The 12,169-nt window shown below is 36.6% G+C and carries 12 protein-coding genes; 10 read left to right on the top strand and 2 right to left on the bottom strand.

Annotated elements, in window-relative coordinates:
• Positions 1 to 11 precede the first annotated feature (11 nt).
• A complete protein-coding gene (locus J4050_RS11355) occupies positions 12 to 749 on the top strand; it encodes a hypothetical protein (RefSeq protein ID WP_208154706.1) in 738 nt (245 codons plus the stop codon).
• A gap of 18 nt (positions 750 to 767) precedes the next feature.
• Here J4050_RS11355 and J4050_RS11360 read toward each other — a convergent pair whose 3' ends face one another.
• Entirely contained in the window at positions 768 to 1,682 is a 915-nt protein-coding gene (locus J4050_RS11360) for a bifunctional metallophosphatase/5'-nucleotidase (protein ID WP_208154707.1), read from the bottom strand.
• Positions 1,683 to 2,441: a 5'-nucleotidase C-terminal domain-containing protein gene (locus J4050_RS11365; RefSeq protein WP_208154708.1), complete on the bottom strand. Its 759-nt coding sequence runs from the start codon at positions 2,439 to 2,441 to the stop codon at positions 1,683 to 1,685. It lies immediately after the preceding gene.
• Positions 2,442 to 2,517: 76 nt separating this feature from the next.
• Here J4050_RS11365 and J4050_RS11370 point away from each other — a divergent pair, with 76 nt between their 5' ends.
• The 9 genes from J4050_RS11370 (at position 2,518) to J4050_RS11410 (ending at position 12,162) form a co-directional block, all read left to right on the top strand.
• Positions 2,518 to 3,036, top strand: a complete 519-nt coding sequence (locus J4050_RS11370; protein WP_208154709.1) for a DUF6913 domain-containing protein — start codon at positions 2,518 to 2,520, stop codon at positions 3,034 to 3,036.
• Positions 3,036 to 3,920: a 4-hydroxy-tetrahydrodipicolinate synthase gene (gene dapA, locus J4050_RS11375; RefSeq protein WP_208154836.1), complete on the top strand. Its 885-nt coding sequence runs from the start codon at positions 3,036 to 3,038 to the stop codon at positions 3,918 to 3,920. Before J4050_RS11370 ends, dapA begins: the two co-directional genes overlap by 1 nt.
• Positions 3,921 to 4,025: 105 nt before the next feature.
• A complete protein-coding gene (locus J4050_RS11380; RefSeq protein WP_347879117.1) occupies positions 4,026 to 4,829 on the top strand; it encodes an outer membrane protein assembly factor BamD in 804 nt (267 codons plus the stop codon).
• A 12-nt stretch (positions 4,830 to 4,841) separates the two neighbouring features.
• Entirely contained in the window at positions 4,842 to 5,168 is a 327-nt protein-coding gene (locus tag J4050_RS11385) for a DNA-directed RNA polymerase subunit omega (RefSeq protein WP_208154710.1), read from the top strand.
• Between the two features lie 6 nt (positions 5,169 to 5,174).
• Positions 5,175 to 6,386 (top strand): bifunctional phosphopantothenoylcysteine decarboxylase/phosphopantothenate--cysteine ligase CoaBC, encoded by a 1,212-nt coding sequence (gene coaBC, locus J4050_RS11390; RefSeq protein WP_208154711.1) that lies wholly within the window; start codon positions 5,175 to 5,177, stop codon positions 6,384 to 6,386.
• A complete protein-coding gene (gene porD / locus J4050_RS11395) occupies positions 6,379 to 7,266 on the top strand; it encodes a type IX secretion system protein PorD (RefSeq protein WP_208154712.1) in 888 nt (295 codons plus the stop codon). The genes coaBC and porD overlap by 8 nt, the downstream gene beginning before the upstream one ends.
• A gap of 65 nt (positions 7,267 to 7,331) precedes the next feature.
• Positions 7,332 to 8,984: a DNA repair protein RecN gene (recN, locus tag J4050_RS11400; protein WP_208154713.1), complete on the top strand. Its 1,653-nt coding sequence runs from the start codon at positions 7,332 to 7,334 to the stop codon at positions 8,982 to 8,984.
• Between the two features lie 92 nt (positions 8,985 to 9,076).
• A complete protein-coding gene (locus J4050_RS11405; RefSeq protein WP_208154714.1) occupies positions 9,077 to 9,895 on the top strand; it encodes an enoyl-ACP reductase FabI in 819 nt (272 codons plus the stop codon).
• A 194-nt stretch (positions 9,896 to 10,089) separates the two neighbouring features.
• A complete protein-coding gene (locus tag J4050_RS11410; RefSeq protein ID WP_243878623.1) occupies positions 10,090 to 12,162 on the top strand; it encodes a T9SS type A sorting domain-containing protein in 2,073 nt (690 codons plus the stop codon).
• Positions 12,163 to 12,169 lie beyond the last annotated feature (7 nt).

Below are 12,169 nucleotides of genomic sequence, written 5' to 3' on the forward strand. Positions count from 1 at the left end.
AGGACGAATAAATGCTAATTAGTAATGTTATAAAAATACTGCTCTTGCTATTAGGAGGGGTTTTTATTGTGCTTCAGGGATTAGGCTTCGAATTTGAAGGGTCTATCGTTTGCGCAGTAATATTCGTATTATTAGCAACCCTCTATTGCGTATACTCAGAAAATAAATCGAAATATTTCTTTTGGTTTCTAGTAACTTTTGCAGTTGCTCAATTGGTTGGATTGAGTTCTTATTTTGGACCCGAATATGATATAGATGAGACTGACTATTTTTATTTTGCTTCTAACGGTTTATATATTTTGTCCTACGTCTTTCTAATCAGTCGTATTTTGGGAGATTTAAGCTTTAAAACTATAGTAACGCAATTCTATGTGCCAATAATTATATTATTAGTTCTAGATATTTTTTGTGTAATCTTGGTAACGGCTACGACCGAAAATGTTTTAACAATTTATGAATATTCTTTAGAGTTTGTCTACAATGTCGTAATAATGGCCTTGTTATCTGTAGCGCTTATTAATTATATGTACAGAAATGACAATAAGTCTATGCTGTTTCTATTGGGTTCAATTTTAATTGTTTTTTCAGAGATAATCCAGCTGACTTACTATTATGTTTTAGAGGATAACAATTTGGGCTTTATTTACTCTACCTTTCTCGTAGCAGCCTTTCTGTTTTTTTACTTACAGTCTCAAAAAGAATATACAGGACCAGTTCCAGCCTTTACTGATGAGCAATTAAACGTCTAATTTAAACAATGACTTAACTTAAACGAGTATAGTGGTGCTTTGCGATGTTGGCCCCTTGCCATACTCTAAATAAAAGTCGATTTTCCCTAAGTATAGGCCATAAGCACCTACTTGATTTACCAAAACAGTTTTATTTTCACTGTTTTTTTCAATCGTTGGTTTTGGCAAAAATGTGTGTGTATGACCACCAATAATCAGGTCTATATCCTTAGTCCTTTTTGCAATTGTTAGATCACTCACCTTCTTTGGGAAATTTTTGTACTCGTAGCCTAAGTGAGATAAACATATAATAAGATCACATTTTTTATCATCTTTTAAAAGGCGTGTCATGTCTTGAGTTATTTCAATAGGATCTAAATACACGGTTTCTTTAAACATGCGCTTATCTACTAATCCAACCAATTCAATACCCAATCCAAAAACACCTATTTTCATTCCATCTAGAGTAAAAATTTGATAAGGACTTACATGGCCATTCAAAATCGTATTCTTAAAGTCGTAATTTGCAGATAAGAACTCAAATTTCGCATGAGGAAGTTGTTTGTACAGGCCTTCAATGCCATTGTCGAAATCGTGGTTTCCAATAGTTGCAGCATCGTATTTAAGCATGCTCATCAACTTAAACTCAAGTTCTCCTCCGTAATAATTAAAATAAGGTGTGCCTTGGAAAATATCTCCCGCATCCAGTAGTAAGGTATTCGGGTTTTCCTTTCTAATAGCGGCAATTAAAGAAGCTCTTCTTGCAACGCCACCTTTATTGGCGTTTCTTCCGTCATTTGGTCCAAAAGGATCAATATGACTATGAACGTCGTTTGTATGTAAAATGGTGACTTTTTTTACTGATGGCGAGGTTAAAACATCAAGACCTAAGCCACCCAAGCTCGTAAGTGTGGAGGTTGCAATAGTCTGTTTTATAAAATTTCGTCTTTTCATTTAATTTACCTGTTTTCTAATAAACCTCTGGTCTATTTTTGCTTGAAGCGTATCTGTTTTTTTAAAGTGGTCAATTAAAACGCTTCTAATTTTATAGTCCAAAATAAACACACCTTCATTAGACTTAAAGAAATCCATTTTGTCGCCGCCATTATAGAGGTAATCATTTGTAGCTACATAATACGTTTTCTGATTAGAAATGGCTTCTCCCTTTAACGTCACCGATAATGGTTTGTAACTATCGTTAAACGTAATTTGTAACTGTTTTGAAATGGGATGTGCGCGTTTAGCCACAGAGAGATACTCTATCATTTTATGAATTTGAGAGCCCTTAAGGGCAACAACAACCACTGCATTTTCAAAAGGCATAACCTCGAAAGCTGTTCGTTTTGTAACAGTTCCCATTGAAATAATAGATCTAATACCACCATGATTGAGAAGTACAAAATCGATATTTTTTGAGTATCGTTTATTGAAAATAGGATTACTTTCAGCGTATACAGCATCGGCCATTAGATTTCCAATCGCCGTATTTAAATCGCCATCTTTTTTAGAATAGGTCTCTGGTGCATAGGATAATACATTATCAAGTGAAGCATCAATATGATTGCGATAAGGCCTTATAAAAGCATTAATTGTACTGTCTGCCTCAACACTATAATTAATCTCTAGCCGCTTTCCTTCAATTTTACTTGTGTAATAGTGCCGATTACAAGAGAATAGTGCCAAACAAATAAAACAGAAAATAAATCGTTGCATTCTATAAAAGATATTAACTAGGCTTTATACTATTTTGAAGGCGCATTTGTTACATTTGCACAAAGGTTAAAGATAAATGTTTTTAAAGGCATTTAAGAAAAAATCAAATCAAAAATATGTCAACAATTTGTTGGCTAATCGCAGGGCTTCGGTTAACTCAAAGAAGGTAGTAAAGGTTGGGGTACTTCTCCATATTGACGAGTATGATAATTTTGAGTCCTTTAGAACGTTTTTCAAAGCATTAGGTCTTAATGCTCCTACACACAAAGTAGTTGGTTTTGTAACTGACGATAACTATGAAGATAGCCAATGGGAAACGTTTTTTAGTCCTAAGGATTTTGGTTGGAAAGGACGTATAAAAAATACTGAATTACAAGCCTTTATTGACCAAGATTTTGATGTTTTGGTGAGTTATTATAATCAGAAAGACTTGTATTTAGATTGGATTACAGCAGCGTCACAAGCTAATCTCAAAGTGGGTTTAACCAGAGAGGACGAACGCTTGTTTGATTTGTTTTTGGATGTTGATGCGAAAGCATTTGAAACGTTTAAGACAGAATTTGAAAAGTATTTACACATTTTAAATAAATTATGATGAATCAATTTGTGGGCACTGGAGTAGCTCTAATAACGCCTTTTAAGGAAGACTTGAGTATAGATTTTGAAGCTTTAGAGGCACTTGTTGAATATAATATCGCAAATGGTATTGAATATTTGGTCATAAGCGGCACTACAGGTGAAAGCGTCACTATTACATCTCAAGAAAAGGAGGAAATTATTAGCTTTATAGTTAAAGTAAATAAGGGCCGCCTTCCATTGGTTCTTGGCATTGGAGGAAATAATACTCAAGCTGTTATTGATGAAATTAATACGACTGACTTATCATCAATTGACGCTATCTTATCCGTATCACCTTACTATAGTAAGCCTACACAAGAAGGAATTTATCAACATTTTAAAGCTATAGCCCAATCGACATCTACGCCCATTATTTTATACAATGTGCCAGGTAGAACATCTTCAAACATGCTACCGCCTACGACCTTGCGACTAGCTAATGATTTTGAAAATATTATTGCAGTTAAAGAGGCTGGTAATAATGTCCATCAATATTTGGAGCTGCTCCGCAATAAACCCACAGACTTTCATATTATCTCGGGTGATGACGATTTAGCCCTAGGTGTTGCACTAGCGGGAAGTTCTGGAGTTATTTCGGTTATTGGGCAAGCTTTGCCTAAGGAATTTTCAGAAATGATAAGATTGGGAATAGCCGGCAAACCCAAAGAAGCTTATAAATTGCACTTTAGACTTATGCCAATGACAGCACTAATTTTTGCAGAGAATAATCCTGCAGGAGTTAAAGCCTTACTCAATGGTTTGGGTATTGCCCAATCTTTTGTGAGACTCCCCTTGGTAGAGGCCACGGACGCTTTAAAAAATGAAATAAATAAAGAGCTCAAAATTTTAGGTAAACGTTAATTTAGAATTAAAGTTAGACCACTACGGAGAGACTTTTATATTTTGGCCCATAATATTTGTTTTCATAATCCGTTAAAAATAACTAATTTTGCATTCTGTTTAAAAATGATGAAAAAGCTTTTTTACTTTCTAATAATCACTGTTTTAATCTCCTCATGTAGCGAATTTCAAAAGGCGCTAAAATCTGAGGACACAGCATTAAAATTCCAATTAGGTACAGATCTTTATGAGGAAGGTAAATATAACAAGGCCTTCCGGTTGTTCGAGCAGATTTTACCTGCGTATAGAGGTAAGCCTCAGGCTGAAAAATTAACCTACATGCACGCCAATTGCTCTTACGAAATGGGCGATTATTACATAGCTAGTTATCACTTTGATAAGTTTGTAGATATCTATCCGGAAAGTGAGAAAGCTGAGGAGGCCTCTTATCTCTCGGCTAAAGGATATTATTTTAATTCTCCTGTATATTCAAAGGAACAGAAAGAGACTATTGAGGCTATAGAGAAATTACAACTATTCGTTAATGCTTATCCCAATTCTAAATATTTAGCAGAGGCCAATGCCTTGGTAAAAGAATTAGATTTTAAGTTAGAGAGAAAGGCTTACGAGATAGCGAAACAATATGATTTAATAAAGGACTATAAGGCCTCAATTAAATCCTTTAATAATTTTTTAGTAGATTTTCCTGGGTCTCAATTAAAAGAAGACGCACTTTTTTATAGATTTGATGCGGCTTACAATTTAGCAATTTTAAGTGTAGATCAGTTAAAACCAGACCGAATAGACGAAGCTATGGGGTATTATAATTATTTAACAAGAGGATTTCCCCAAACAAAATATTTGGACCAGGCAGAGACCATGAAAGAAGAATTACAAAATCAATTAAGTGCTTTAACAACAAAAAGTTAATCTAAATATACAATGGATTTAAAGAAAACGGATGCACCTGTTACATCGGTAACCTATAACAGAAACGAGATTGATGCGCCAACCGATAACATTTATGAAGCAATTTCAGTAATTGCTAAACGCGCAGAACAAATTAATACTGATATTCGTCGTGAGTTAATAGACAAACTAGAAGAGTTTGCAACTTACAATGACAGCTTAGAGGAAATCTTTGAAAATAAAGAGCAAATCGAAGTATCGAAGTTTTATGAAAAGCTACCTAAGCCACACGCATTAGCGATAAAAGAGTGGTTAGATGATAAAATTTACCATAGAAATACTGAGGATACTCAGGAGTAAACTTCAATGTCTGTTTTAAAGGACAAAAACATTTTATTAGGCATAACAGCTGGTATCGCAGCTTATAAGACTGCCAGCTTGGTGCGTTTATTTGTCAAGGCTGGAGCCGAGGTTAAAGTGGTGATGACTCCAGCTTCTAAAGACTTTGTAACTCCACTTACGCTATCTACTTTATCTAAAAACCCTGTTGTGTCGTCTTTCGTTGATGAAGACGATGATGGTCAGGTCTGGAATAATCATGTAGAATTGGGCCTATGGGCTGATTTTTTTGTTATTGCGCCTGCCACAGCTAACACTTTGGCAAAAATGGCCAATGGTGTTTGCGACAATATACTGTTGGCAACCTATCTTTCTGCTAAATGTCCAGTGTATTTTGCACCAGCAATGGATTTGGATATGTATAAGCATCAATCCACTAAAAGTTCATTTGAAAAATTGCAGACTTTTGGTAATACAATGATTCCTGCAGGGATCGGTGAGTTGGCGAGCGGTCTTGTGGGTAAAGGGCGTATGGCAGAGCCAGATGAGATAGTAGATTTTATTGAAGAAGATATTTTAAGTAGACTGCCATTAAGAGGAAAAAAAGTTTTGATAACTGCAGGCCCTACCTATGAAGCAATCGATCCAGTGCGATTTATCGGAAATCACTCTAGCGGTAAAATGGGGTTTGAAATTGCACAAGCGGCTTCCAATTTAGGAGCGGAAGTCACATTGATTACTGGTCCTACACAGCAAAGTGTAGTTAGTGCCTTCGTTAATGTGGTTTATGTTACGAGTGCAGAGGAGATGTACCAAGAAGTTCATAAATGTTTTAATACTACTGATATTGCTATTCTTTCGGCAGCAGTAGCTGACTATAGGCCAAAAACAGTATCCTCCAACAAAATAAAAAAGCACGATGCTACGTTAACTATTGAGTTAGAGAAGACTAAGGATATACTTAAGTCTCTTGGAGCTATTAAATCAAAGCAGGTGTTGGTTGGTTTCGCTTTAGAAACGGATAATGAAATTGAAAATGCCAAAAAGAAATTAATATCTAAGAATTTAGATATTATTGTTTTAAATTCCCTTCAAGATAAAGGTGCAGGATTTGGTGTTTCAACAAATAAAGTTACATTTATCCTGTCTTCTGGAGAGATTATTGTCGGTGAACTTAAGTCAAAATCACAAGTAGCAGAAGATATAATGGACCTAGTATTAAAACAACTCAATGCGTAAATTAACCATATTTCTTGCATTTATATGTACGACTTTTTTAGTTGCCCAAGAGCTAAACTGCACAGTCTCAGTTATTGCACAACAAACAGGTAATGATAATAATGTTGTATTTAAAACCTTGGAGCGGCAGCTCAATGAGTTTATAAACAATACCAAATGGACTGAAAAATCATTTGGCCAAGATGAGCGTATTGCTTGTAGTATGGTTATAAATGTGAATCAGTATAATAACGATGCTTTTTCCGCAACGTTACAAGTATCTTCATCAAGACCAGTTTTTGGTTCTAGTTATAGTTCTCCTGTATATAATTACAATGATAAAACCTTTAACTTTAGGTATATAGAGTTTCAGAATATGGTGTATAACCCAATACAGTTTGAATCTAATCTTATTTCAGTATTGGCATTTCATGTTTACATGATTCTAGGTTTTGATGCTGATACCTTTGCCTTAAATGGAGGAGGTGAGTATTTTAAGCAAGCTCAAAATATTGCAGCATATTCCCAGCAACTTAATGGTCAAGGCTGGAAGTTAGAAGATGGACTACAGTCGCGTTTTGCTTTAATAGACAATTTATTGTCGCCTACCTTCGAGGAGATAAGAATGGCCATGTACAATTATCACCGCAATGGTTTAGATCTTATGAGTGAGGACCTTAAGACAGGTAAAACGGAAATTACTAAGGTGGTGGAAGAATTGAATAGTATCCATTCAGTGCGGCCAAACTCATTTTTAATGCGTGTATTTTTTGATGCCAAAGCAGACGAGATAATGGATATCTTGTCTGGTGGGCCAACTGTAAATGTTGCAGAAACGGTAAATATTCTTAACCGAATTGCCCCAATGCATTCTCAAAAATGGAGAAATATCACCTATTAATTAGGTTGAGAACCTCATTTTATTGCCGCTTTCTTTTTAATTTTGTTATGCTTAAATAGACCGACGTGCTAACTTCGTTATATATAAAAAACTTTGCCCTAATTGATGAACTCGATGTAACGTTCAACAATGGCCTTACCATTATTACGGGTGAAACAGGAGCAGGGAAATCTATTTTACTCGGAGGCTTATCACTTGTCTTGGGCAAACGTGCGGATTTGTCTCAAATTAAAGATAAAGGTGAGAAATGTGTTATAGAAGCCACTTTCGATGTGGCCAATTATAATCTCAAAGGTATATATGCCGCGTTAGATTTAGATTACGATGTACACACAATCATTCGTCGTGAGATTTTACCCTCTGGAAAATCAAGAGCCTTTGTCAATGACAAACCAGTGGTTCTAGAGAGTTTATCCACTCTTAGTTCGTATTTAATAGATATTCACTCACAGCACCAGACACAGCAACTCGTGGAGGATAGTTATCAGTTTAAGGTTATAGATGCTTTAGCCGATAATGGTAAACTTATTGAAAGTTACGTTACAAAGCTTAAGGAATTTAAGTCCTTAAATTTTGTCGTGGGGGAATTGAAATCGTCAAAGGCAGAACTGCTAAAGGAATACGACTATAACAATTTTTTGCTCAATGAGCTCAACGAAATAGAATTAGATGTGCTCAATCTTGAAGATTTAGAAGAGCAATACGAAACTTTGAGTAATGTTGAAGATATCCAAGCAAAACTCAGTTTTATACAGGCGTTATTAACGGCAGACGACCAAGGTACTTTAGATCAGTTGCAGCGCCTTAAACAAGAACTAACGCACATATCAGAATTTGGGAAACCTTTCGCAGCCTTGCTCGAACGTGTGGAAAGTGTTACTATAGAACTAAAGGATATTCTAACCGAAGTTGATGCCTTGGATGGTGACTTGTCTTCAGATCCAAAAGAATTGGAGGTGCTGAGCCAGAAACTACAAATTGTAAACAATCTGTTGCATAAGCATGGTGTTGCCAAGGTTGATGAACTGATTGTTATAAAAAATGACCTTGACGAAAAAGTAGGCCAAACCAATAACCTCGACGACCGAATTGCAGAAAAAGAAAAGCAATTAATGCAGCTAACTTCAGAATTAGAGGAACAGTCAAAAGCTATCTCAAAAAGACGGCAAAGTATAGTACCAAAACTAACAGTGCAGTTAGAAATTATTTTGAAAGACTTAGGTATGCCCAATGCCAAATTTAAAATTAATGTTACAACCGCCGATAGCTTTAAGGCCAATGGAAAGGATCAGCTGGAGATGTTGTTTACAGCAAATAAAGGGAGTGTTTTTAAGCCCTTAAAAAATTCTGCCTCTGGAGGTGAATTGTCTCGTATTATGTTGGCTATTAAATCTATTCTCGCAGAATATATTCAGCTACCAAGTATTATGTTCGATGAGATAGACACTGGAGTTTCAGGAGAAATTGCCCATAAAATGGGAGGTATCATGCAAAACATGAGCAGGAAAATGCAGGTCTTTACCATAACCCACCTACCACAAATCGCAGCTAAAGGTAACTCGCATTTTAAAGTATTTAAAAAAGATAAAGACCAACAAACGCAGACCAATCTTAAAAAACTAAATGAAGAAGAGCGTTTGGTAGAAATCGCTCAAATGCTAGGCGGTTTAAATATTACCGAATCTGCAATGGCTCATGCCAAAGAATTATTAAACTAAGGCAGGTAAATCTGTATTGCTTAGGGATGAGGTGAATTTTAATAGTATATTTGAATTGAATAATTAAACCAATTAGACTAAAACAATAAATAATGGCTTATAACTTACTTAAGGGAAAGAAAGGAATCATTTTTGGTGCTTTGGATGAAAATTCCATAGCATGGAAAACCGCAGAGCGTGTGCATGAAGAGGGCGGTGAATTTGTACTGACTAATGCACCAGTTGCAATGCGTATGGGGCAAATCAATGCCTTGGCAGAGAAAACAGGCTCTCAGATCATCCCTGCTGATGCTACCTCAGAGGAGGATTTACAGAACTTGGTTGAGCAGTCCATGGAAATCTTAGGTGGTAAGTTAGACTTTGTTCTGCATTCTATAGGCATGTCTATTAATGTAAGAAAAGGTAGAGCTTATACCGACCAAAAATACGACTGGACCCAAAAAGGAACTGATGTTTCTGCGATGTCTTTTCACAAGGTAATGCAAACCCTTTACAAAGAAGATGCCATGAACGAATGGGGAAGCATTGTTGCTTTAACCTATATGGCAGCGCAGCGCGTATTCCCAGACTACAATGATATGGCGGACAATAAAGCCTATTTAGAAAGTATAGCGCGTAGTTTTGGTTATTTCTTTGGTAGGGATAAAAATGTACGAGTAAATACCATTTCGCAATCACCAACACCTACAACTGCTGGTAGTGGAGTTAAAGGTTTTGATGGTTTTATTGCATATGCAGAGAAGATGTCACCCTTAGGCAATGCTACGGCCTTAGATTGTGCTAACTACACAGTAACCTTATTTAGTGACTTAACACGCCGAGTGACATTACAGAATCTTTATAACGACGGTGGCTTCAGCAATATGGGCGTAAGTGATGCTGTGATGGATGTGTTTATGGAGAACAGTTAATAATCACTTTTAAAATAAATCACTGAAAGCCGCTTAATACAGTGGCTTTTTTGTTTATAACATGTTAACATAATTTCATTTAACAGTCTTTTAACGTTTTTATCTGCGTTTTGTCGATTAGCTTAATTAGGGTGGTTATCTTTTAAAGAATTAACATATTTTTAAGTAATACTAACTTAAATACATAAATACATATGAAAAAAATTACTTTAGTCTTAATGACTTTTTTATTAACTAGTCTGTCTTGGTCCCAATGTGTTATTGATAACGCATTTGGAGATTTGGTTTTAGTCAATGACGGTACCATTGAAGGTATTGCTGGTAATTCCTGGACAGGAGAGCATAGCGAAGTTACTGGTTTTATAGACGGTAACGAATATGTTATATTTTGTGAGCTGGTTGCAGATGGTACTCCAAAATTTGTAACTATAAGTGAGCTGGGAAATGATGCTAATGTCTTAGCGTTTGGCCAAACACCGTTTACTTTTACAGCAACATCTATAACTGACTTAAAATTAAGCTGGACTGATGATGCAGGACCTACATGTGGCACAACTAATGCATCGCACATAACAGCAGTTCAAAACTTAACTGCAGCAGCTGATGCATGTCCAGATCCAATTGGATTTGGTGTTGATGCTGTTACAGACATGACCGCTGACTTATCATGGCTTGAGCAAGGTATTTCTGCGGTATCATACAATGTTGAAGTTTATGCTTCTGGCCAAAGTGCTGCAAATGGCGATACACCTGTCTTTGCAGATGCTGCTGTTGTCGGTTTATCTGTAACTGCAACGGGTTTGATGGAGGCTACTGATTATGATGCTTTTATAACAACATCATGTAGCGGTGCAACGGCAAATAGTGCGCTTATTGGCCCTGTAGCTTTTACTACTTCCGCAGCTTGTGGTGATGTTTCTGGATTAGGTACTGATAATTTGGTTTCAGACTCAGTGGATGTAACATTTACTGCAGGAAACAATAATGATGTATTCTTAGTTGAAGTATATTTAGGTGGTCAAAGTGCAGCAAATGGTGATACTCCCGTTTTTTCAGATGCCGCAGTTGTGGCATCACCCGTAAGTGTTACTGGTCTTACACCTGAGACGGCTTATGACGCTTTTGTTACAGGCTCTTGTGGAGCTACTGCTACTGCCTTACAAGGACCACAATCCTTTACAACACCTGCAGCTCCACCAGCTAATGATGATTTTGTAAACGCCGCTCCAGTTGCATGTGATGATGTTGTAAACGGCAGTACTTCAAACGCAACATTAGACGAAGACGACGCTCCAGATTGTTGTGGTGCTGATTTGGATGCACCAAACACATGGTATAGTTATGACAGTGCAGTACAAGGTGCTGCAGATGTTACGGTAAGCCTTTGTGGTTCTGCTTATGACACTGCAATTCTTATTTATACTGGCACTTCAGGAAACTTAACAGCAGTTGCAGGTAATGATGATTTTTGTGACTTGCAATCTGAGGCTACATTCGCTGCTGATGGTGTACAGACCTATTATATTACTGTAACTGGTTGGAATCCTGCAAGTACAGGAGATTATACATTAACTGTGAGTTGTGTAGCTGCTGTACCACCACCGGCCAACGATGACTGTGCAAGTGCAGAAGCTTTAACTATTGGCCAAGAAACAGTTGGTACTACTGCAGGAGCAACTCAAAACCCAGCAGAGGAGCAGCCAAGTTGCGATACTTTTGGGACAATAGCAGATGTTTGGTATACTGTCACAACTACCGATCCGGGTGATTTAAGCATAGTAACAGCGATCACAGGCACATCAGATCAAGCTAATGTAGCTGTTTATACAGCATGTGGAGGTTTACAAGCAGACGAAATTGAATGTGTTGATGGTAATGGAGGAGAAACAGTTACATTAAATGGTTTGGCTGCTGGAACGTATTACATCAGAGTATGGAGTGATGGTGCTGCGCCACCATCTGCCCCTGAGACCGAAGGTACTTTTACTATTACAGCGGGTTTCACATTGAGTAATGGTCAGGATTTAGATAATCCTTCAGAATTCTCTTATTATCCAAATCCTGTAAGTAGTACATTATCACTTAATGCATCATTAAATAATATTCAGGATGTAACCATCTTTAATATGCTTGGACAAAGAGTGTTAAGCTCAAAACCAAATGCTTTAAACAGTGAAGTGGATATGTCTGGTCTTCAAACAGGAACCTATTTTATTCAAGTTACTGTTAATAATAACATTGAAACTATAAGAGTTATTAAACAATAAACAATAA

Origin of the sequence: Winogradskyella pelagia (assembly GCF_017581965.1) — a bacterium.
GTDB lineage: Bacteria > Bacteroidota > Bacteroidia > Flavobacteriales > Flavobacteriaceae > Winogradskyella > Winogradskyella pelagia.

Coding starts and splice junctions, on each gene's coding strand:
- J4050_RS11355 (WP_208154706.1), top strand. CDS start 12: ATGCTAATTAGTAATGTTATAAAAATACTGCTCTTGCTATTAGGAGGG.
- J4050_RS11360 (WP_208154707.1), bottom strand. CDS start 1,682: ATGAAAAGACGAAATTTTATAAAACAGACTATTGCAACCTCCACACTT.
- J4050_RS11365 (WP_208154708.1), bottom strand. CDS start 2,441: ATGCAACGATTTATTTTCTGTTTTATTTGTTTGGCACTATTCTCTTGT.
- J4050_RS11370 (WP_208154709.1), top strand. CDS start 2,518: ATGTTTTTAAAGGCATTTAAGAAAAAATCAAATCAAAAATATGTCAAC.
- dapA (WP_208154836.1), top strand. CDS start 3,036: ATGAATCAATTTGTGGGCACTGGAGTAGCTCTAATAACGCCTTTTAAG.
- J4050_RS11380 (WP_347879117.1), top strand. CDS start 4,026: ATGATGAAAAAGCTTTTTTACTTTCTAATAATCACTGTTTTAATCTCC.
- J4050_RS11385 (WP_208154710.1), top strand. CDS start 4,842: ATGGATTTAAAGAAAACGGATGCACCTGTTACATCGGTAACCTATAAC.
- coaBC (WP_208154711.1), top strand. CDS start 5,175: ATGTCTGTTTTAAAGGACAAAAACATTTTATTAGGCATAACAGCTGGT.
- porD (WP_208154712.1), top strand. CDS start 6,379: ATGCGTAAATTAACCATATTTCTTGCATTTATATGTACGACTTTTTTA.
- J4050_RS11405 (WP_208154714.1), top strand. CDS start 9,077: ATGGCTTATAACTTACTTAAGGGAAAGAAAGGAATCATTTTTGGTGCT.
- J4050_RS11410 (WP_243878623.1), top strand. CDS start 10,090: ATGAAAAAAATTACTTTAGTCTTAATGACTTTTTTATTAACTAGTCTG.